The sequence below is a fragment of the Amycolatopsis sp. TRM77291 genome, assembly GCF_054166285.1.
The window spans coordinates 4,313,684-4,333,911 of sequence record NZ_JBSZHF010000001.1; the positions used below are offsets into that span (position 1 = coordinate 4,313,684).

Below are 20,228 nucleotides of genomic sequence, written 5' to 3' on the forward strand. Positions count from 1 at the left end.
ACCAGGGTCTCGAAATCCTAAGCCCCGTATACGGGTTCAGGTTCGGGAGCCTCCGCCAGCAACTCCGCCACCACCGGCCCGAGTTCGGCGGGCGACCACCGGGAACCCTTGTCCCGCACCGTGCCGTGCCGCCAGCCCCGCGCGATCGAGACGCGCCCGCCGTCGACCTCGAACACCCGTCCGGTGACCCCGGACGACTCCTCGCTGCCGAGCCACACCACCAGCGGTGACACGTTTTCCGGTGCCATGGCGTCGAAACCGTCCTCCGGCGCGGCCATGTCGTCGGCGAAGGCGACTTCGGTCATCCGGGTGCGGGCGGCCGGGGCGATCGCGTTCACGGTGACGCCGTACCGCGCGAATTCGGTGGCGGCGACCAGCGTGAGCCCCAGGATCCCGGACTTCGCGGCCGCGTAGTTCCCCTGCCCGACGCTGCCGAGCAGACCCGCGCCCGAACTGGTGTTGATCACCCGCGCGGTCCGCGTCCGGCCGGCCTTCGCCTCGGCTCGCCAGTATTCGGCGGCGTGCCGCGTCGGCGCGAAATGCCCCTTCAGGTGGACGCGGATGACCGCGTCCCATTCGTCCTCGCCGAGGTTGACCAGCATCCGGTCGCGCAGGAAACCCGCGTTGTTGACCAGGACGTCCAAGCCACCGAACGTTTCGACGGCCGTCCGCACCAAGGCCGCGGCGCCGTCCCACGAGGCGATGTCGTCGGTGTTCGCCACCGCCTTGCCGCCGAGCGCCTCGATCTCGTCGACGACGTCCTGGGCGGGCCCGGCCGATCCTCCGCTCCCGTCGATCCCGGCGCCGAGGTCGTTCACCACCACCCGCGCGCCCTCGGCGGCGAACGCGAGCGCGTGCGCCCGGCCGATGCCACGACCGGCTCCGGTCACCACCACGATCCGGCCGTCGGCGATCCCGCTCACACCGGCTCCTTTCGTTCTTTCACCAGGGAATTGGAAGCGGCGAGGAAGGCAGGAACCTCTCCCCCGCCGTGCACGGTCAGGCAAGCGCCGCTGACGTAGGAAGCCAGCGGGGAAGCCAGGAACACCGCGCAGGCACCGATCTCGTCCGGATCGGCCAACCGTCCTAACGGGACGGTCGCGCCCACCGCCTCGATGCCCGCTTCGTCGCCGTAGTGCAGATGCGAGTGCTCCGTCCGCACCATGCCGACGTCGAGCCCGTTGACCCGCACCTTCGGCGCCCACTCGACGGCGAGCGACGCGGTCAGGTTGTCCAGGCCCGCTTTCGCCGCGCCGTAGGACGCCGTGCCCGGCGACGGTCTCGTCGCGCTGACACTGCTGATGTTCACGATGACGCCGCCGCTTTCCTGCTCCTGCATGACGGCGTTCGCCGCACGTGCGACGGCTAGCGGCGCCAGCAGGTTCAGCGCGACGATCTTCTCGTGGAACCGCGGCGACGCGGTCGCCGCCTCGGCGTACGGCGCGCCGCCCGCGTTGTTGACCACGACGTCGAGCCTGCCGTGCCGCCGGACGACCTCTTCGACGAGCGCGTCGACCTCTTTCGGGTCGCGGACGTCGCAGGAGATGAACGTCGACGTCCTGTCCCCGGCACAGACGGGCCGCTCGGGTTCGGTGCGCGCGCAGGTGACGACTTCGGCCCCGGCACGCAGGAAAGTCCTGGTGACACCGGCGCCGACGCCGCGGACCCCACCGGTCACCAGCACCACGGCGCCGTCGAGCCGGAGTTCGAGTGCCATGCCGGGCCTCCTTCACGTCGCTGTACCCGGGCCGGACGTCCTGCTAACGTACCAAGCAAATGCTAGGTTTGGTAGCGGAGAAGGGTGCACGATGACCGTTTCCACCCACTCACCGGAGCCCGGCATCGCCGTGGTCACGGTCGACGCGCCCCCGGTGAACGCGCTGAGCGTGAAGGGATGGTTCGCCCTCGCGTCCGCCGTCACCGACGCCGGACGCGATCCGGCGACCCACGTGGTGGTGCTGCGCGCGGAGGGCCGCGGGTTCAACGCCGGGGTCGACATCAAGGAGATCCAGCGCGACCCGGGGTACGGCGCGCTGATCGGCGCGAACGAGGGCTGCGCGGCGGCGTTCTCCGCCGTGTACGACTGCGCCGTCCCGGTGATCGCCGCGGTGCGGGGTTTCTGTCTCGGCGGCGGGGTCGGCCTGGTCGGCAACGCGGACGTGGTGGTCGCCAGCGAGGACGCGACCTTCGGGCTCCCGGAGGTCGATCGCGGCGCCCTGGGCGCGGCGACTCATCTCGCGCGGCTGGTCCCCCAGCATCTGATGCGGGCCTTGTATTACACGGCTTCGACGATCACCGCGGACCAGTTGCACCACCACGGTTCGGTCTACGCCGTGGTCCCGCGGGAGGAACTCGACGAGACCGCGCTCGGCCTCGCGCGGCAGATCGCGGCGAAGGACACCCGCGTGATCCGCGCGGCGAAACAGGCCATCAACGGCATCGACGTCCAGCCCGTGCACCGCAGCTACCGCTTCGAGCAGGGATTCACCTTCGAACTCAACCTCGCGGGCGTCTCGGACGGCGCGCGTCAGGAGTTCTTGGACGGTAAGGGGAAGTGATGGCCGACAAGCGGATGACGCCGGACGAGATCGCCGCCGAACTGAAGGACGGCATGACGATCGGGATCGGCGGCTGGGGCTCGCGGCGCAAGCCCATGGCGCTGGTGCGCGCGATCCTGCGTTCTCCGGTCAAGGATCTCACCGTGGTCTCCTACGGCGGGCCGGACGTCGGGCTGCTGGCGTCGGCGGGCAAGATCAAGCATCTCGTCTTCGGCTTCGTCACCCTCGACTCGATCCCCTACGACCCTTGGTTCTCCCGGGTGCGGGAAGCCGGGTGGATCACCGTCACGGAGTACGACGAAGGCGTGTTCGGCACCGGCCTTTCGGCTGCCGCGCAACGACTTCCCTTCCTGCCGACCCGCGCGGGCCTCGGCTCCGGCGTCATGGACCTGAACCCGTCCTTGCGCACCGTCCGCTCGCCGTACGACGACGCCGAAGAACTGCTGGCCGTGCCCGCGTTGAAGCTCGACGCGGCCTTCGTCCACCTCAACCGCGCCGACGCCCGGGGCAACGCGCAGTACCTCGGGCCCGATCCGTACTTCGACGAGCTGTTCGCGCTCGCCGCCGACAAGTGTTACGTGTCAACGGAAAAGATCGTCGAGACGGCCGAGCTCACCGAAGCGGGGCCGGTGCAGAGCCTGCTGCTGAGCCGGATGCTCGTCTCCGGGGTGGCCGAGACGCCGAACGGCGCGCATTTCACCACCGCCGTCCCGGACTACGGGCGCGACGAGCGTTTCCAGCGTCATTACGCCGAAGCGGCCAAGGATCTCGACGCGTGGCCGAAATTCGTCGACAGGTTCCTGTCCGGCGACGAAGCGCACTACCAGAAGGCCGTCGCCGAATTCGGGGAGTCCGCGTGAGTGACATCAGCCGTGCCGAAGTGGCCGTCGTGGCCTGCGCCGAACTGTTCCGCGGTGACGGCGAGATCGTGGTGAGCCCCATGGGTTTCATCCCGTCGCTGGGCGCCAGGCTCGCCAGGCTGACGTTCGAGCCGGACATCCTGCTGTCCGACGGCGAGGCTTATCTGATGACCCCGGACGCCGTCGTCGAAGGCTGGCAACCGTTCCGCAAGGTGCTCGACACCGTGGTGCCGCGCGGAAAACGGCATGTGGTGATGGGCGCCAACCAGATCGACGGCGAGGGAAACCAGAACATCTCGGCGATCGGCGAGCATTCCCGGCCGAAGAAACAACTTCTCGGTGTCCGCGGCGGGCCGGGCAACACGGCCAACCACCGCACGAGCTACTGGGTTCCCAGGCACGGCAAGCGGGTCTTCGTCGAGCAGGTCGACGTCGTGTCCGGCGTCGGCTACGCCAGGGCACGCGAGGCGGGGCTGCGGTATCACGACGTCCATCGCGTCGTCACCAACCTCGGCGTCCTGGACTTCGGCGGCGAAGACCACGCGCCGAGGCTGCTTTCCGTGCATCCGGGGGTTTCCGTGGACGAGGTCGTCGAGGCGACGTCGTTCCCGCTGATCACCGACGGGGTCACCGAATCCCGGCTGCCGACCGAGACCGAACTGCTCCTGATCCGCACCAGCCTCGATCCGAAGTCCTTGCGTGACAAGGAAGTCCCATCGTGAAGACCGCGCTGACCGAACTGGCCGGGATCCGGCATCCGATCGTGCAGACCGGGATGGGCTGGGTCGCCGGTCCGCGGCTGGTGTCCGCGACGGCGGAAGCGGGCGGTCTCGGCATCCTCGCGTCCGCCACGATGTCCTACGACGAGCTGGCGGCGGCGATCAAGGAGGTCAAGAGCCGCACGTCCCAGCCGTTCGGGGTCAACCTCCGCGCGGACGCCGACGACGCCGCGCGCCGGGTCGAGCTGCTCATCACCGAAGAAGTCCGCGTCGCGTCCTTCGCGCTCGCGCCGAAGAAGGACATGATCGCGCGACTCAAGGACAACGGCGTCCTCGTCGTGCCTTCGGTCGGCGCGGCCAGGCACGCGGAGAAGGTCGCGGGCTGGGGTGCCGACGCCGTCATCGTGCAGGGCGGCGAGGGCGGCGGGCACACCGGCGGGGTCGCGACGACCTTGCTGCTGCCTTCGGTGCTCGACGCGGTCGACATCCCGGTGGTCGCCGCGGGCGGCTTCTTCGACGGCCGTGGCCTGGCCGCCGCGCTCGCCTACGGGGCGGCCGGCGTCGCCATGGGCACCCGGTTCCTCCTGACGAGGGAAAGCACCGTCCCCGACGAGATCAAGCAGGCCTATCTCGCCCGTGACCTCAACGGCACCGTCGTCACCCGGAAGGTGGACGGGATGCCGCATCGCGTACTCCGGACGGAATTGGTCGACGCGCTCGAGTCCGCCGGTCCGGTGAGCGGGTTCGCCCGTGCCGCCCGCAACGCCGCGAAGTTCCGCAAACTGACCGGGCTGTCGTGGCGTTCGCTGGCGACCGAAGGGCTGCGGATGAAACGCGGCGGCGACCGGACGTGGTCCCAGGTCCTGATGGCCGCCAACACGCCGATGCTGTTGCGCGCCGGGCTCGTCGAGGGCGATCGGAGCGCCGGGGTGCTGGCGTCCGGGCAGGTCGTCGGCCTGCTCGGTGACCTGCCCGCGGTCGGCGACCTGATCGAGACGATCGTCGCCGACGCCACCGGCATCCTGCGGCGGCTGGCCTCGGAGTGAGGGCCCGGGCACGCTGTGCTTGACTTCGGCCATGATCTCGGAGAGTCGTTGTCCGGTCGAGGACGGTGAGCTGTACGTCCGCAGCACCGGCGAAGGGCCGCTTCTGCTCCTGATCGCGGGCGGGCTGGGCTCGGCGGACACCTTCCGGGCGATGACGAAGCTGCTCGCGGACGACTACACCGTCGTCACCTACGACCGGCGCGGTCACTTCCGCAGCACGGACACCAGCACCGGCCCGGTCAGCGTGCCGAAGCAGGCCGACGACGCCCACGCGGTGCTCCAGCACGTCGGGGGCGGCCCCGCGAGCGTGTTCGGCACCAGCGCGGGCGCCATGATCGGTCTCGACCTCGTGGCCCGCTACCCGGACGCGGCGACCGTGCTGGTCGCCCACGAACCGCCCGCCATCCAGCTGCTGCCCGACGCGCTCGGCTGGCTCGACGAGGCCAACGCGCAGGTCCGGCTCGCCCAGGCGGGCGACCTGATGGGGGCGTTCAAACGGTTCACCGACGGGATCGCCGGCGCCGCGCTGCCCGAACTGCGCGCGATCCGGCTGCCGAACGAAGAGGAGTGGAAGCGGCTGTTCGGCCGCGAGCTGGCCGAAATCCTCGACTACCTTCCCGATCTGCGGGCACTGCGGCGGAGCAGGACCGAGATCGTCCCTGTCGCGGGCGTCGGGAGCCGCGGGCACTACCACTATCAGCCCGCGAAGATCCTCGCGCTCGAACTGGGGTTGCCGTTCACCGAGGTGCCCGGCGCCCATCTGGCGCCGCAGCGGAATCCCGCCCAGTTCACCGAAGCGCTACGGGACCTGCTCGAAGGCTGACCGCGGGTTGTGAAGGCCTCCTTGCCTACCCTGACGGTAGTGAAGGTGCCCTTCACCACCACCTGGGTGCCGCATGGTCAAGACGTGTCGCGAAAGCCACTTTCGCGACGTCTGAGGTCCCGAAAGTGGCTTTCGCGACGTCGCCCTCACGCGGTCGCGAGCCGAGCGGCGTCTCACGCCGCATGGGCCAGCGTCAGCGCACCACCCGCCGCCGAAAGCACCAGAACGGACCACNGCGAAAGCCACTTTCGCGACGTCTGAGGTCCCGAAAGTGGCTTTCGCGACGCCGCCGCTGAGTCTCGCGCAGGGACGCGGTGGGGCGGCACGTCAAGGGACAGGGGCACGGGCCTCTGTCAGGGCATCAGGGGCAGCTTCCCGACGAGCTTGTCGATCCGGTTGCGCGGGCCGACGATGCCGATCGCGCAGAAGTCCATCTCTTCGGTCGGGATCTCCTTCATCGTCGCGAGGAAGTCGGTGTAGACCCGGATCTGCTGGGCGACGGCGGGCATGTCGGCGACGTGGCAGCCCGGCGCCGCGGCCGCCTTGGCACGGATGGCCCGGAGCGTCCCGGCGTCGGCCGACAGGATCGAGCAACCGGCCCAGGGCAAGCCCGTGTAGTGCTCGCCGCCGGCGTCGACCGCTTCGTCTCCCAGGAGCCCAGTGACCCCTTGCGCGGTGGCGACGGCGGTGCAGACCGCCGCGTTGACCGCGCGTCCCGGCGGCAGTTCGCTGTTGACCACGATCACCCATTTCAACCGGGCCGACCGGGTGGACGCGGTGAAGTCGATCTCCTCGGGGGCGAATCCGATGGCCGTACCGTGCTCGGACATTCGGCTGGTCTCCTGCTCACTTCAACGGATGAACAAGGCCAAGCTAGGAGGACATACGAGTAGAGTCCATCGCGTTCGTACTTAATACGGCGAGAGGGCCGAGATGGCGCGACTGGACGAACTTGATAAGGCGATCCTGGCGCAATTGCAGTCGGACGCACGGAAGACCAACCGCGAGGTGGCCGCCGCGGTGGGCGTTTCGCCGACCACCGCGCTGGACCGCACCCGCGGGCTGCGGGAACGCGGCGTGATCCGCGGCGCGCTGCTGGACGTGGACCTGCCGTCGATCGGCCGCGGGGTGCAGGCGCTCATCGCGGTGCGGGTGCGGCCGCCCTCGCGGCGCAATATCGAAGGCTTCCGGAACTGGGTCAACGCGCTGCCCGACCTGGTCGGGCTCTATGTGACCACCGGGACCGAGGATTTCATCCTGCATGTGGCGGTGCCCGACAACGACAGCCTCTACGCCTTCGTGATCGACAAGCTGACCGAACGTCCCGAGGTGGCCGACGTGCGCACCTCCATGGTGTTCGAACACAGCAGGCGCACCAAGATCACGCCGGTGGACCGCTAGAGCTCGCGGATGACGCGGGCCGGGTTGCCCGCGGCGAACACCTTCGACGGCAGGTCACGCGTGACGACGCTGCCCGCGCCCACCACCACGTCGTCCCCGATGGTCACTCCCGCGCACACGATGACGCCGCCGCCGAACCAGACGTTGTCCCCGATGGTGATCGGTGCGGCGGATTCCCAGCGCTGCCGCCGCAGTTCGTGGTCCTCCATGGGATGCAGCGCGGTCAGCAGCTGGCAGCGCGGGCCGATCGAGCAGTCCGAGCCGATCCTGATCGGCGCGCAGTCGAGCAGGATGGCGTCGTAGTTGAGGAAACTGTTGGCGCCGATCTCGATCAGATAGCCGTAGTCGCACTGGAACCGCGGCATGATCCACGAGCCCTCGCCGAGCTTTCCCAGCAGTTCGCGCAGGATCGTGTCCCGCTCACCGGTCTCCTCGGCGCCCGTGCCGTTGAACCGGTCGACGAGTGCCTGCGCGCGCCTGCGGTCCGCGACCAGTTCGGGGTCGTTGTCCCGGTACAGCTCGCCGCGCAGCATGCGGTCCTTCTGCTCACCCATGCCGTCAACCTACCGAAAAGCGTCCTGCCGGCGGGCCTCCCGGGGAGGCCGCCGACAGGACGGGTGAATGCTTGCGGAGCGTTTTCAGTTGTGTCGATCGGTTTCCGGGCCGGCCCGGCGGGTGGGTGAGGTGTAGGGGGGGACCCGCCGGGCCGGAGTATCTTCCTTTCTCTTCGCAGGTTCCTGCTTCCGCTTCAGGGCGTCATTCGCGGCACTGGCGGCCTTCGTTGACGCAGTCGACGAGGCGATCCATGATCCGGTCGGACATCACGTTCGCGAAATCGTCGTGGTCGGAGAACGGGTTGTGATCCTCCTCGGGGAACGAGTCCACTTTGTACTGTCCGGCGGCCTGGATCCGCCGCGGGATCTCGTAGGTCAGCGAGATGGTGAGCTCCGGGACGGCGGTGAGGCCGTTCGCGCATTCGCCGTTCTCGTCCGGATACTTGATGTGGTCCCGGTGGTTTTCGCTGTCGATGTTGTCGCCGTCGAGACAGCTGGGGAACGTGTGCACCCGCTTGACATCACTGCCTTCGGGACAGATCGGGTACTGTTTGATGAGCCTGTTCTCGAAGCCGGTGCAGGTCCAGCTCTCCCGCGCGTTGGCGGGCCCGTTGGTGCTGACTTTCGCGTCACCGTAAAGGATACGGAGGAACTTCGGCATCTTCTTCACCTTCTCCTGGGCGTTGCCCTTGAAGGTGATGTCGACGACCGCGGGACGCTGGATCTCCCCGTCGTTGCCGGCGAGTTCGTTGTCCGCGTCCGGTTCTTCCAGCCGAGCCTCGTCCTGCTGGTTCTGGTCGTTCTGGTTCTGGTCGTTCCGCTGCCGGTTCCGGTCACCCTGCCGCCGCTCTCGGCCCTGTGGCTCTTCGGCTTCTTCCGCGGTGTCGATCCGCACCACCGGCCAGAAGTACGTCGACTCGTCGCCGTTGCGGCAGGTGGTGCCGGCGCCGAGCAGGCTGTCGTTGTCCGAGTCCGCGTTCGTGGAAAGGTTCCCGACGTAATCGTGCAGATGCTGGGCGCCGTTGCGCACCCCGGGCTGCGCGATGAAGTTGTCGGGATTGAAATGCCCGTTCTCGTTCCTGCCGCAGTCGACGGTGAACGAACCGGTGGAGGCGTTCCGGCCCGGCTCCGGCTTCTCGACGTTCGGCCGGACCTTGGTGATGTCCACGAACTGCGACTTGTCCACCTCGTCCGCGGCGGCGCGTTCGGGATCGCCGGTCGTGGTGGACACCACCAGGGCTCCGACCGCGATCGACAGGCCCAGCAACGCGGTCGCGATCTTGGTCCTGCGGGCGATCCGATGGCGCCCTTGATTTCGTGCCATTAGCTGCTCACCTCATTCTTTTCCGGGCACGCTGAAAACTCGCACCCGGGCATGAGCCACGCATTAGTCGAATACGGGAATTCACCGAATTCGCGGCGAACCCTTCTGTCCGCCCGCCGGTCCAGATCCGGCTACTGGGGAATACGGCTCCGGCCGGGAACCGGTTCAAAACGCGATCCGGCCGTTATCTTTCCGTTATATGACTACCGGCGCACGATGGCCAGCACGGTGCCGTCCCGCTTATGGACCTCGAAGCGTTCGATGTCGGCCTTCCGCAGCGCCGTCGAACCGGTGATGACGAGGGGCGCCGGGGAACCGGGCACGCCGTAACCCTTGGCCGGCACACTCCAGTTGTTGACGACGTAGGCCTCTCCGCCGTGGGAGTAGGCGAACAGCTGGCAGGTCATCGGGCCGACGAGACCGCGCAGTTCGAGCTCGACGGCGCTGCCCCATTCCTTCTCCTGCACCGTGACCTCGGCGGCGACCGCGTTGCCCGCCTCGGACCAGCCGAACGGGGCGGCGCCGCCGTCCGGCCCCGTCTCGCGTCCCCGCGACGACGACGGAGGCGGCACCACCGACGTGACGATGGTGGGCGCCGCCTGCGTCACGACCGGTTCACGGTCGGTGAGCGAAAGGACGGTGACCGGCCCGCCGACGACGAGCACGAGTACGGCGGCGGCCGTCGCGAGCCGGATGATCTTGCGGCGACGGCCCGCCTTCGCCGCGTCCGCGAGCAGCATCCGCAGCACTCGCGGGCCCGGCCCCTTCACGGGCGGGTCGGGCCAGCTCTTCTTGACCATGTCGAGGATGTCGGGCAGGTGGTACATCTCCACCAGCTCGACCTGACACTCGGGGCACTCCAGCAGATGCGCTTCGAACCTGGCGTGGTCCTCCTCGCCGAGGACGCCGAGCACGTAGGCGGCGATGTCCGTGTGGACGGTTCCGGACACCTCGCTCACCCCCGCTCCTGCAGCGCCCTGCGCAACGCGCGCACAGCGTGGTGGATCCGCGATTTCACCGTACCCGGCGGGACCCCGAGCGTCGCCGCGACCTCGTTCACGGTGCGGTCACGAAGATAGGTCTGCTGAACAGCCTCGCGTTGTTCCGGGGAAAGATTGCGCAGGGCCTCGTAAACGATCATGGCCGCGAGCGTCTTCTCCGATTCGTCCGGCACTCCGATCGAATCCGACTCCAGTTCCTCCACCTCTTGAGGGCGGGCGCTCCGGCTCCGCCAGCCGTCGATGACGATGCGCCTGGCCACGGTGAACAGCCACGCGCGCAGCATTTCCGGCTGCCGGTCGAGTTTGCCGGCGTTGCGCCACGCTTTGATGAGCGTCTCCTGGACCACGTCCTCGGCCCACTGGCGATCGTGGCCGGTCAGCTTCAGCACGAACGCCATCAGGCTGGACCCGAACTCCTGGTACAACGCCCTGATGAGGTCGTCATGCCCGTTCGACGCGGGTTCATGATCGACGATTGGCTGCAGTATCCGAGAGTGGCGTCCCACGCGGCACATCTTTGTGGGCTCGGGGGCGATAAGTCCAGAGCGAAAGTTTTTTGAACCGTTTCCCGCTCGTGACCGTATCCCCTACCGAAGACCCCCGACCCGGCGCTGTCCCCCGCACCGCCGAATCCACTGTGGATCATGACTGTCCATAGTGGACCTGAACCTGCCTGCACACCATCTCCCCGCGGTGATGGCGTTCTCCTCTGGCCCCGACAGGAGGATTTCCGTGAACCCCGTGTCACGCTCGGTCATACCTCTTACCCTCACCTTGGCCGCGGTCGCGCTGACCGCCGCCTGTACCACCGGTACCGCGGGACCGAACGGTTCTCCGGGCGCGGCCCCCGCCGCCGGAGCGGCGCAGATCCCCGGGATGCCCGATCCCGCTGCCGAACCCGCCCCCGGTGTCACGGCGGCGATCCTGTTCGACCTCGGGCCGATCGTCACCGACACCAACGGTTTCACGCTTTACCGCTACGACAAGGACACGGTGAATCCGCCGAAGTCGAATTGCACGGAAACCTGCGCGCGGACCTGGATTCCCGCCAAGGCGGACGGCGACCTCGTGGTCACCGGGATCGACCGCGCCCTGGTCGGCACCGTGACCAGGGACGACGGCACCGAGCAGATCACGCTCGCGGGCTGGCCGCTCTACCGCAACGCGAAGGACGCGATGCCCGGCAACACCGGCGGGCAGGGCGTCGACGACGCGTGGTTCCCCGCCAAGCCGGACGGCACGAAAGTGCTGCTCACCGCGGACACCTGGCAGGCCGATGACCTCGGCATCTGATCTCCCCAGACCCGTGCGCCCGCTGCTCGTCCTGCTGACGGCGGCCATCGTGAACCTGTTCGGCCCGGTCGGCGAGGCGCACGCCCAAGAACTCTCCGCCGCGGACAAGAACCTGATCGTCAACGTCAAACTGGCCGGGCTGTGGGAAATGCCCGCCGGGATGTGGGCGCAGGAACGCGGAAAGAGCCAGCGGACCCGCGAAGTCGGCCGGACGCTGATGATCGACCACGGCAGGCTCGACACCGCGACGCACGCCATCGCCGACCGGTTCGGCGTCGCGCTGCCGTCCGAGCCCTCGGATCAGCAGTCCGCGTGGCTCGGCGAGATGAAGGCCGCCCGCGACGACAGCGAGTTCGACCGGATCTTCGCGAACCGGCTCCGGTACGCGCACGGGATCCTGTTCCCCGTCATCGCGCAGGTCAGGGCCGGTACGCGCAACGACGTCGTCCGCGACTACGCCACCACGGCCAACCAGGCGGTGCTGCGGCATATGACCTTGCTGGAGAGCACCGGCGTCGTCGACCAGTCGCTGATGCCGGAGGCCCCGGTGCCGCAGTCGAATTCGGCCAACGCCGCGATGGACGTCGGCTTCGGCGACTTCGCCCTCGGCCTGCTGCTCACGGTGGTGCTCGGCGGCGGGCTGTTCTACGCCCTCCGGACGGTGCGCGGCAAGAACACCCGGACCCGCGACCGCGCGGCCGCCGCCGAACCGGCCCCGGTTCCCAGTGCCCCAGGAGAGATCAATGTATGACCAGTGGTCCGAGGTGGTGATCGTGCTGACCCAGAAATCGGACACCGACACCGGTATCAAGGGCATGGCGCAGACCTCCGCCCGGATCTCGTACGGCTTCATGTGCCTCACCCTGTGCTGGGGCGTGCTCACCGCGACCGGCTGGATCAAGTCGCTGACCGGGCGGAAGGCCCTGCGCAACTCGCATATGGTGCTCGGCATCCTGACGTTGTCGTTCGGCGTCGTGCACGCGATGTCGTTCCTGTTCCTGCCCGACGGTTTCACCCTCGCGCAGGTCACGATCCCGCTCCTGCCGGGCACCTTGGCGCGGCACGAACTCGGGGTCATCGGGCTCGAGGTGATGATCGCCGTCGCGCTGACCGGCGGGATCAGCCGGTTCAGCTCCTACCGGCGCTTTCTGTGGATCCACCGGCTCGCCTATCCGGCGGTCGCGATCACCGCGCTGCACGCCTTCTTCGGCGCCATGGCCAACGGGCATCTCGGCCTGCTGTGGTTCGGCGGGATCACGCTGCTGGTCCCCGCGGTGCTGCTGACCGCGCTGCGGTTCACGCCGACCCGCTACCTGGAACGGCTGGGCCTGGTCGAAGAACTGGTCTGACGACTTGGAGAACGAGAAATGATCTTCGGAAGCATCCGGCGCGGCACCCGCGTCAGCGTCGACAACGAGCGGTGCGAGATCTTCGGCTTCTGCGAGATGGAGGCGCCGTCGACGTTCAAGATCGGCCCGGACGGCAAGCTCCGCATCCGCCGGATGGTCGACCGGGACGGGCTGGACCAGGCCATCTCCGCCGCCCGCCTCTGCCCGAAACAAGCCATCAGAGTCAAGGGAGAAGGAGCGTACGACGATGAGTGACGGAGATCGGATCGTCATCGTCGGCGCGGGCGTCGCCGGCCTCCGCTCGGCGGAACGGTTGCGGGAACTCGGTTTCGACGGCGAGATCGTGCTGGTCGGCGACGAGCCGCGGAAGCCGTACCACCGGCCGATGGTGTCGAAGGAGCTCATCACCGGCGGGGTGAAACCGGTGGCCGCGAGCCTGGAGCCGTACGTCGACCTGGACGTCCATTGGCGGCTGGGCACCCGTGCGACCTGGCTCGACAGCAAGGAGCGCACCGTCCACCTGCCGGGTGGTGAATCCCTTTGGTACGACGGGTTGATCATCGCGACCGGCGTCTACCCCCGCCATCTTCCCGGATCGCCGCGCCACGACCCCCGGGTCCGGGTGCTGCGCACCGTGGAGGATTCACTGGCCGTCCGGCGGGCTTTGGGGAACAGCAACAAATCCGTCGTGGTGATCGGCAGCGGCCTGATCGGGAACGAGTTCGCCGCGTCGATGCGGTACATGGGCCGCGACGTCACGCTCATCGGGCACGCGAAGGCGCCTTTGCACCGCTTCGGGGAGCGGATCGCTTCGGCGCTCACCAAGGAACATCAGCACCATCGCGCCAAGCTGGCGATGAACACCGAGGTGCGGAACTGGATCAGCACCAAGGAGACGGTGGGGCTGCACCTGACCAACAACCAGTTCCTGGTGGCCAGCTGCGTGGTGCTCTCGATCGGCAGCGTGCCGGCCGTGGACTGGCTGCGCGGATCGGAGCTGACCATCGACGACGGCGTGCTGTGCGAATCGACCCTGTTCGCCGTCGGGGCGGAAGACGTCGTGGTCGCCGGCGACGTCGCGAAATGGCCGAACCTGCGGATCGACGAGACCCCGCGGCGGGTCGAGCACTGGATGAACGGCGTCGAATCCGGGCGCGCGGCGGCGGAAAGCCTGATGCTGGGCCGCGGCAACGCGCGGCCGTACACGCCGCTCCCCCGCGCCTGGTCGTCCCTGTACGACGCGCGGTTGCAGACCGTGGGGATGCCGTCGCTGGGCAGGGACACGATCGAACTCTCCGACGGGGTCACCGGTTTCGTCCGCGACGGCAGGCTGATCGGCGCGGCGGGCTGGGACCGGCCGAAGGCGATGATCCACTGGACCGCCGAACTCGGCCGGCGGCTGCCGGTGCCCGAGCCGGCGTTCCCCGCCCCCGCCGCTCCTTCGCCGGCGTCGACGCCGATCGGGGAGGACATCCTGGCCCCGTTCGAGCGGGACTTCCTGTCCGAGACGCCGACCGAGGCCGTCCCCGCGCCGGAAAGGATGCCCTGGGCTCGCGTTCCCGCCGGGTGACCCGGGATCGCGAACGGACCGGGGCCGCGCGCGGCGGCCGCGGTCCCCTCAGGTGGCGGTGGGTCGCTGGGCCTCCGCGCCCACCGCCACCCCCTGGGGACGCCGGGAGGTACCGGGACCGACGGTGATTCGGGCTCCGCCGGGTACCGCCCTCCGGGCTCCCCGCTTCCGGTCGGGGCCCTTCCAGGCCTGACTCACCTGGATGGGCCCCGATCCATGCACTGAGTATTTCCCGCTCCGCGTGCTCGAAGGCGTATCTCGCGTGCTTGGAGGCGTATCTCGCGTGCTTGGAGGCGGAACACACGAGTTACGCCTCCAAGCACGCGAGTTACGGCTCTGCTCACGCGAGATCGCCCTTCCCGCACGAAGGCGGCACGGTTCACGAGGACGGCGCCTTCACGACCACGGTGTCCTCCGGCCCGACCACCCGCCCGTCCGAAGCCCGGATCTCCAGCTCCCGCAACGGAAGCCCGCCGTCGCGGTCCACCAGTTCCGAACGCGGCTCGCCTTCGGCGAAGAAGTGCGCCTCGCCCCATTGCCGCAGCGCGACGATCACCGGGAACAGGTCGCGCCCCTTCGGCGTCAGGACGTACTCGCTGTACGTGCTCCCGTCCGAAGCCGGGACCATGTCGAGCACCCCGTGTCCGACGAGCGCCCGCAGCCGCGCGGACAGGATGTTCTTCGCGACGCCGAGGCTGCGCTGGAACTCCCCGAACCGGCGGACGCCGTCGAAGGCGTCACGCACGATCAGGAGCGACCACCAGTCGCCGATCGTGTCGACCGAGCGCGCCACCGGGCACGAAGCTTCGTCGAACGTCGTCCGCTTCACCATGGTTGCATCTTACTACCGAACTCCTCTACCGTCCGTTGGTAGCAACTTGAAACCATCTGGAGGGTTCGTGCACCGCGGTGTCGTCCTGTTGTTCGCCGTGGCCGCCGGGACGGCCGTCGCCACGATCTACTTCGCGCAGCCGTTGCTCGTCACGATGGGCGCCGACCTCGGCATCGCCACGTCGACCGTCGGCGGCATCGTCACGCTCACGCAGCTCGGCTACGGCCTCGGCCTGTTCCTGCTGGTCCCGCTCGGTGACCTGCTCGACCGGCGGTTGCTCGTCACCGGTCAGCTGGCCCTGCTGGCGATCGCCGAACTCGTCGCCGCGACGGCCGCGAACGGTGTGGTGCTGTTCGCCGGGATGGCGGCGATCGGCGTGCTCGCCGTCGTCACGCAGCTCCTCGTGGCGTTCGCCGCGTCGCTGGCGGAACCCGGCGAACGCGGACGTGTGGTCGGTCTCGTGACGACCGGCGTCGTCCTCGGGATCCTGCTCGCGCGCACGGTATCCGGCACGCTGGCCGATCTCGCGGGCTGGCGCGCGGTGTACGTCGTGTCCTCGGGCGTGACCGTGCTGATCGCGATCGTGCTGTATCGCGTACTTCCCGCCACGGCCCCGGGAAAGTCCATGGGCTACGGGCGGCTGCTGCGTTCCACGTGGTCGCTGTTCGTCGAGGAGCCCGTCTTCCGGACGCGCGGCACGCTCGCGCTGCTGATCTTCGCCGCGTTCGGCACGTTGTGGAGCTCGGTCGCCCTGCCACTCACCGAGGACGGCTTGTCGCACACCGCCATCGGCGCGTTCGGGCTGGCCGGAGCCGCGGGCGCGCTGGCGGCGGCGCCCGCCGGACGGCTCGCCGATCGCGGCCGCGCGCGGTGGACGACCGGCCTCGCCCTCGGCCTGCTCCTACTTTCCTGGATACCGCTGGGTTTCACCCGCGAGTCACTGTGGGCGCTGGCGGCGGGAGCGATCCTGCTCGACCTCGCCGTCCAGGCCGTGCACGTCACGAGCCAGACCCTGATCTACCCGCTGCGGCCGGACGCCGGCAGCAGGCTGATCGGCGGGTACATGATCTTCTACTCCGTCGGCAGCGGCCTGGGCGCCATCGGCTCGACCGCCGTTTACGCCGTCGCGGGCTGGACCGGCGTCTGCCTGCTCGGTGCGGCGTTCAGCACGGCGGCGCTCGTCGTGTGGAGTGTCAGAGACACTCGATGATCGTGACGTTCGCCGTTCCGCCGCCCTCGCACATCGTCTGCAACCCGTAACGCCCGCCTCGCCGCTCGAGTTCGTGGAGCAGGGTCGCGAACAGCTTCGTACCGGTCGCCCCGATGGGGTGGCCGAGCGCGATCCCGCCGCCGTTCACGTTGACGCGGTCCGGATCGGCGCCCGTCTCCTCGATCCACGCCAGGACGACACTCGCGAACGCCTCGTTGACCTCGAACAGGTCGATGTCGTCGATGCTCAGCCCGGTCTTCCGCAGCGCGTGCGCGGTCGCCGGGATGGGCCCGGTCAGCATCCACACCGGATCCGCCGCCCGCACGGAAAGGTGGTGGATCCTGGCGCGCGGGGTGAGACCGTGGTCCTCGACGAACTTCTCCGACGCGATGAGCGTCGCGCTGGCGCCGTCCGAGATCTGGCTGGCCACGGCGGCGGTGATCCGCGAACCCTCGCTCAGCGGTTTCAGCCCGGCCATCCGTTCCACCGTGGTGTCGCGCCTGGGCCCCTCGTCCAGGGCGGCACCGGCGAACGGCGCGATCTCGGCGGCGAACCGGCCTTCGTCGATGGCCGCGATCGCGCGCTGATGGCTGCGGAAGGCGAACTCCTCCATCGCCTCACGGGTCAGATCCCAGTGTTCGGCGATCATGTCGGCACTGCGGAACTGCGACACCTCGACGCTGCCGTAGCGCTCCTGCCAGCCCTTCGAGCCGGAGAACGGGTCCTCGAAGCCGTACTCGCGTCCGGCCAGCATCGCCGCGCTGATCGGGATGGCGCTCATGTTCTGCACGCCGCCGGCGAGGACGAGGTCCATCGTCCCGGACAGCACCGCCTGCGCGGCGAAGTGCACGGCCTGCTGGCTCGAACCGCATTGGCGGTCGATCGTCACGCCCGGCACGTGGTGCCCGAAGCCCGCCGCGAGCCACGCCGTGCGCGCGATGTTCCCGGATTGCGGGCCGAGCGTGTCGCAGCAGCCGAGGATGACGTCGTCGACCAGGTCGGCCTCGACGCCGGTCCGCTCGACCACGGCCTGGATGACGTGCGCACCGAGGTCGGCGGAGTGGACACCGCTGAGCGCTCCCCCGCGTTTGCCGACCGGTGTCCGGACAGCGTCCAGAACGTAGGCTTCAGCCACGGCGCCTCCTCTTGGTCGCGATGCCGTCCAGCAGGATCCCGAGGTACTGCTGCGCGACGTCGTCCGCGCTCAGCGTGCCGCCGGGGTTGTACCAGCGCACCGCCACCCAGACGGTGTCGCGGATGAACCGGTAGGTGAGTTCGACGTCGAGGTCCTCGCGGAACACGCCTGCCGCGATGCCGTCGGTGAGGATCCCGTTCCACAGTTTGCGGAATTCGGTGTTGCGGTCGTTGAGGTAGCCGAACCGTGGCAACTGCATGAGGTGTTTCGCCTCGGACTGGTAGATCGCCACCTCGGCGGGACGCCGGTGAATGGATTCGAACGACGCCACCACGACGGCTTCGAGCGTTTCCCGCGGCCCTTTCCCTTCCGCGACGATCTCGGCGTAGGCGCCGAAGAGTTCGTCGAGGAACCCGGTGAGGATCTCGTCGGCCATCGACTCCTTCGAGTCGAAATGGTGATAGAGACTCCCCGAAAGGATGCCCGCCGCGTCCGCGATGTCCCGCACGGTGGTGGAGACGTACCCGCGCTCGGCGAACAACTTCGCCGCCAGGGCGAGCAGTTCGGCGCGGCGGGACCCGGGGCTGGCTTTCATTACTACCTCACGCATGCTGGGAACTCACGGACACGACCTCACCGGTGAGGTACGACGAGTACTCACTGGCGAGGAACACCATCACATTCGCCACTTCCCACGGTTCCGCCGCCCTCCCCGAGACCTCGCGCGCGGTGAGCTCGGTGAGCAGTTCCTCGCTGGTCACCTTGGCCAGGAAGGGATGCATCGCCAGGCTCGGCGCGACGGCGTTGACCCGGATGCCGTGTTCGGCGACGTCGACGGCCGAACACCGGGTGAGCGCCATGACCCCCGCCTTCGCGGCCGCGTAGTGGGCCTGCCCGGCCTGCGCGCGCCAGCCGATCACCGACGCGTTGTTGACGATCACCCCGCCGTCGCCTTGGGCGATGAACCGGTTCACCGCGGCCCGCGTCGCCCGGAACGTGCCGTTGAGGGTCACGTCGATGACCCGCGCCCATTCGTCGTCCGCCATGTCCACAATGGACTTCGTGCCGCCGAGCCCGGCGTTGTTGATCAGCACGTCGATCCGGCCGTAGTGTGCCGCGGCGCCGTCGATGAGCGCCTTCACCTGGTCTTCCTGGGTGACGTCGCAGGGGATCGCGTGGACGTCGCCGAGTTCGGCCGCCTTCTCGCCGAGGCGGCGCTCGTGCCAGTCGCTGATCACGACGCGGGCGCCTTCCTCCAGCGCGCGTTTCGCCACCGCGGAACCGATCCCGGTGCCGGCCGCAGCCGTCACCACGACCACCTTGTCCCGCAGGAGGTTCGCCCCCTCGGGGTACTTCGGCACCGGGATCACGGGCGTACCTCCCTTGGCAGGCCGAGCACCCGCTCGGCGATGACGTTGCGCTGGATCTCGTTGGAGCCGCCGTAGATCGTGTCGGCCCGGGTGAAGAGGAACAGCCGTTGCCAGGCGTCGAGCCCGTCTTCCGCGAGCATTCCCCGCGCGCCGCGGACGAGCATCGCGAGCTCCCCGAGGTCACGGTGCCAGTTCGCCCAGACCAGTTTGGACACTTCCGCCACGCCGGGCGACGAGTCTCCGAGCGTGCGGATCGCCTGTGCCCGCATGACCTCCAAGCCGACCCAGGCGCGGTCGATCCGCTCGGCGATCACCGGGTCGTCCGGCGCGAGCCTGGTGAGTTCTTCGAGTTCCCGGCGGAACCCGACCTGTTGCCCGAGCGTCGCGACGCCACGCTCGAACGCGAGCGTGCCCATCGCCACCCGCCAGCCGTCGCCGGGTTCGCCGACGACGAGGTCTTTCGCGGTTCGGGCGCCATCGAAGAAGACTTCGTTGAACTCGGAGGTTCCGGTGAGCTGCCGGATCGGGCGGACCTCGACGCCGGGCTGGTTCATCGGGACGAGCAAATAGGACAGTCCTTTGTGGCGTTTCGAGCCGGGTTCGGTGCGGGCCAGCACGAAACACCAATCGGCCACGTGTGCGAGCGACGTCCATACCTTCTGGCCGTTCAGCACCCACTCGTCGCCTTCGAGGGTCGCCGTGGTCGACACGGCGGCGAGGTCGGATCCGGCGCCGGGTTCGGAATAGCCCTGGCACCACAGCTCCTCGACCGCCACGATCGGTGGCAGGAAACGCTTCTGCTGCTCCGGCGTGCCGAACGCGATCAGGGTCGGGCCGAGGAGTTCCTGCGCCAGGTGACTGACCCTCGCCGGCGCGCCCGCTCGCGCGTACTCCTCGTGGAACACGACCTGCTGTTCGAGCGTCGCGCCCTGGCCGCCGTGTTCGACCGGCCAGCCGACGCAGGTCCAGCCCGCCGCGGCGAGCCGCCGCTCCCACTCCACGCGCTCGTCGAAGGCCTCGTGCTCCCGGCCGGGACCGCCCAGACCGCGCAGTTCCGGCGGCAGGTTCTCCGCCAGCCAGGTGCGCACGCGGTCACGGAAACCGTCTCGGGCCACGCCTGCCTCCTCTAGCCAAACCAGAGCCTGCTGCGTAGGCTACCCTACCAAGCACTTGCTAGGGAGAC

At 68.9% G+C, this 20,228-nt stretch carries 24 protein-coding genes; 12 read left to right on the plus strand and 12 right to left on the minus strand.

Annotated features, from left to right (window positions below):
* Positions 1 to 17: 17 nt before the first annotated feature.
* Together ACXIZN_RS19790 and ACXIZN_RS19795 are read right to left on the minus strand one after the other, a co-directional pair.
* On the minus strand, positions 18 to 923 hold the full coding sequence (locus ACXIZN_RS19790) for an SDR family oxidoreductase (RefSeq protein ID WP_457956142.1): 906 nt from the start codon (positions 921 to 923) through the stop codon (positions 18 to 20).
* Complete coding sequence (locus ACXIZN_RS19795) at positions 920 to 1,717, minus strand: SDR family oxidoreductase (RefSeq protein WP_457956143.1); 798 nt, start codon at positions 1,715 to 1,717, stop codon at positions 920 to 922. The genes ACXIZN_RS19790 and ACXIZN_RS19795 overlap by 4 nt, the downstream gene beginning before the upstream one ends.
* Positions 1,718 to 1,808: 91 nt before the next feature.
* Between ACXIZN_RS19795 and ACXIZN_RS19800 the strand changes: the two genes are divergently transcribed.
* Genes ACXIZN_RS19800 through ACXIZN_RS19820 form a run of 5 tightly spaced genes read left to right on the plus strand, consistent with a single transcriptional unit; the run spans position 1,809 to position 6,006 of the window.
* Positions 1,809 to 2,558 (plus strand): enoyl-CoA hydratase family protein, encoded by a 750-nt coding sequence (locus tag ACXIZN_RS19800; protein WP_457956145.1) that lies wholly within the window; start codon positions 1,809 to 1,811, stop codon positions 2,556 to 2,558.
* The gene (locus tag ACXIZN_RS19805) at positions 2,558 to 3,418 is read left to right on the plus strand and encodes a CoA transferase subunit A (RefSeq protein ID WP_457956146.1); all 861 of its coding nucleotides are present in this window, start codon (positions 2,558 to 2,560) and stop codon (positions 3,416 to 3,418) included. Before ACXIZN_RS19800 ends, ACXIZN_RS19805 begins: the two co-directional genes overlap by 1 nt.
* Complete coding sequence (locus ACXIZN_RS19810) at positions 3,415 to 4,140, plus strand: CoA-transferase subunit beta (protein ID WP_457956147.1); 726 nt, start codon at positions 3,415 to 3,417, stop codon at positions 4,138 to 4,140. The genes ACXIZN_RS19805 and ACXIZN_RS19810 overlap by 4 nt, the downstream gene beginning before the upstream one ends.
* Positions 4,137 to 5,183: an NAD(P)H-dependent flavin oxidoreductase gene (locus ACXIZN_RS19815; protein WP_457956149.1), complete on the plus strand. Its 1,047-nt coding sequence runs from the start codon at positions 4,137 to 4,139 to the stop codon at positions 5,181 to 5,183. Before ACXIZN_RS19810 ends, ACXIZN_RS19815 begins: the two co-directional genes overlap by 4 nt.
* A 31-nt stretch (positions 5,184 to 5,214) precedes the next feature.
* Positions 5,215 to 6,006 (plus strand): alpha/beta fold hydrolase, encoded by a 792-nt coding sequence (locus ACXIZN_RS19820; RefSeq protein ID WP_457956150.1) that lies wholly within the window; start codon positions 5,215 to 5,217, stop codon positions 6,004 to 6,006.
* Positions 6,007 to 6,359: 353 nt separating this feature from the next.
* Here ACXIZN_RS19820 and ACXIZN_RS19825 read toward each other — a convergent pair whose 3' ends face one another.
* Positions 6,360 to 6,836 carry a DUF2000 domain-containing protein gene (locus tag ACXIZN_RS19825; RefSeq protein ID WP_457956151.1) on the minus strand — a complete coding sequence of 159 codons (477 nt, stop codon included), beginning with the start codon at positions 6,834 to 6,836 and terminating at the stop codon, positions 6,360 to 6,362.
* 103 nt (positions 6,837 to 6,939) lie between these two features.
* On the opposite strand from ACXIZN_RS19825, the gene ACXIZN_RS19830 reads away from it, so the two are divergent.
* Entirely contained in the window at positions 6,940 to 7,407 is a 468-nt protein-coding gene (locus ACXIZN_RS19830) for an Lrp/AsnC family transcriptional regulator (protein ID WP_034317178.1), read from the plus strand.
* Here the strand turns inward: ACXIZN_RS19830 and ACXIZN_RS19835 are convergent.
* From ACXIZN_RS19835 to ACXIZN_RS19850, 4 genes are all read right to left on the minus strand, one after another.
* Positions 7,404 to 7,961: a sugar O-acetyltransferase gene (locus ACXIZN_RS19835; RefSeq protein WP_192745445.1), complete on the minus strand. Its 558-nt coding sequence runs from the start codon at positions 7,959 to 7,961 to the stop codon at positions 7,404 to 7,406. The genes ACXIZN_RS19830 and ACXIZN_RS19835 overlap by 4 nt on opposite strands.
* Positions 7,962 to 8,163: 202 nt before the next feature.
* Positions 8,164 to 9,285 carry a DUF1996 domain-containing protein gene (locus ACXIZN_RS19840; protein WP_457956152.1) on the minus strand — a complete coding sequence of 374 codons (1,122 nt, stop codon included), beginning with the start codon at positions 9,283 to 9,285 and terminating at the stop codon, positions 8,164 to 8,166.
* 203 nt (positions 9,286 to 9,488) lie between these two features.
* Positions 9,489 to 10,244, minus strand: coding sequence for an anti-sigma factor family protein (locus ACXIZN_RS19845; protein ID WP_457956153.1), 756 nt, complete (start codon positions 10,242 to 10,244; stop codon positions 9,489 to 9,491).
* Positions 10,241 to 10,792: a sigma-70 family RNA polymerase sigma factor gene (locus ACXIZN_RS19850; RefSeq protein ID WP_034317190.1), complete on the minus strand. Its 552-nt coding sequence runs from the start codon at positions 10,790 to 10,792 to the stop codon at positions 10,241 to 10,243. Before ACXIZN_RS19850 ends, ACXIZN_RS19845 begins: the two co-directional genes overlap by 4 nt.
* Positions 10,793 to 11,018: 226 nt before the next feature.
* On the opposite strand from ACXIZN_RS19850, the gene ACXIZN_RS19855 reads away from it, so the two are divergent.
* From ACXIZN_RS19855 to ACXIZN_RS19875, 5 genes are read left to right on the plus strand one after another with little or no spacing between them, the layout of a single operon-like run.
* Positions 11,019 to 11,579: a hypothetical protein gene (locus ACXIZN_RS19855; RefSeq protein WP_457956155.1), complete on the plus strand. Its 561-nt coding sequence runs from the start codon at positions 11,019 to 11,021 to the stop codon at positions 11,577 to 11,579.
* On the plus strand, positions 11,563 to 12,330 hold the full coding sequence (locus ACXIZN_RS19860) for a DUF4142 domain-containing protein (protein ID WP_457956156.1): 768 nt from the start codon (positions 11,563 to 11,565) through the stop codon (positions 12,328 to 12,330). Before ACXIZN_RS19855 ends, ACXIZN_RS19860 begins: the two co-directional genes overlap by 17 nt.
* Entirely contained in the window at positions 12,323 to 12,928 is a 606-nt protein-coding gene (locus ACXIZN_RS19865) for a ferric reductase-like transmembrane domain-containing protein (protein ID WP_457956157.1), read from the plus strand. The genes ACXIZN_RS19860 and ACXIZN_RS19865 overlap by 8 nt, the downstream gene beginning before the upstream one ends.
* 18 nt (positions 12,929 to 12,946) lie before the next feature.
* Complete coding sequence (locus ACXIZN_RS19870; RefSeq protein WP_007033644.1) at positions 12,947 to 13,183, plus strand: ferredoxin; 237 nt, start codon at positions 12,947 to 12,949, stop codon at positions 13,181 to 13,183.
* Positions 13,176 to 14,498: an NAD(P)/FAD-dependent oxidoreductase gene (locus tag ACXIZN_RS19875; protein ID WP_457956158.1), complete on the plus strand. Its 1,323-nt coding sequence runs from the start codon at positions 13,176 to 13,178 to the stop codon at positions 14,496 to 14,498. Before ACXIZN_RS19870 ends, ACXIZN_RS19875 begins: the two co-directional genes overlap by 8 nt.
* 379 nt (positions 14,499 to 14,877) lie before the next feature.
* Here the strand turns inward: ACXIZN_RS19875 and ACXIZN_RS19880 are convergent, their stop codons facing one another.
* Entirely contained in the window at positions 14,878 to 15,330 is a 453-nt protein-coding gene (locus tag ACXIZN_RS19880; RefSeq protein ID WP_192745452.1) for a winged helix-turn-helix transcriptional regulator, read from the minus strand.
* A gap of 46 nt (positions 15,331 to 15,376) precedes the next feature.
* Between ACXIZN_RS19880 and ACXIZN_RS19885 the strand changes: the two genes are divergently transcribed.
* Positions 15,377 to 16,540, plus strand: coding sequence for an MFS transporter (locus ACXIZN_RS19885; protein ID WP_457956159.1), 1,164 nt, complete (start codon positions 15,377 to 15,379; stop codon positions 16,538 to 16,540).
* On the opposite strand, the gene ACXIZN_RS19890 is transcribed toward ACXIZN_RS19885, so the two are convergent.
* From ACXIZN_RS19890 to ACXIZN_RS19905, 4 genes are read right to left on the minus strand one after another with little or no spacing between them, the layout of a single operon-like run.
* Positions 16,524 to 17,675 (minus strand): acetyl-CoA C-acetyltransferase, encoded by a 1,152-nt coding sequence (locus ACXIZN_RS19890; RefSeq protein ID WP_457956160.1) that lies wholly within the window; start codon positions 17,673 to 17,675, stop codon positions 16,524 to 16,526. The genes ACXIZN_RS19885 and ACXIZN_RS19890 overlap by 17 nt on opposite strands.
* Complete coding sequence (locus ACXIZN_RS19895; RefSeq protein ID WP_016332873.1) at positions 17,668 to 18,270, minus strand: TetR/AcrR family transcriptional regulator; 603 nt, start codon at positions 18,268 to 18,270, stop codon at positions 17,668 to 17,670. Before ACXIZN_RS19895 ends, ACXIZN_RS19890 begins: the two co-directional genes overlap by 8 nt.
* 7 nt (positions 18,271 to 18,277) lie before the next feature.
* A complete protein-coding gene (locus ACXIZN_RS19900; RefSeq protein WP_457956161.1) occupies positions 18,278 to 19,045 on the minus strand; it encodes an SDR family oxidoreductase in 768 nt (255 codons plus the stop codon).
* Positions 19,042 to 20,160, minus strand: a complete 1,119-nt coding sequence (locus ACXIZN_RS19905) for an acyl-CoA dehydrogenase family protein (protein ID WP_457956163.1) — start codon at positions 20,158 to 20,160, stop codon at positions 19,042 to 19,044. The genes ACXIZN_RS19900 and ACXIZN_RS19905 overlap by 4 nt, the downstream gene beginning before the upstream one ends.
* Positions 20,161 to 20,228: the final 68 nt, after the last annotated feature.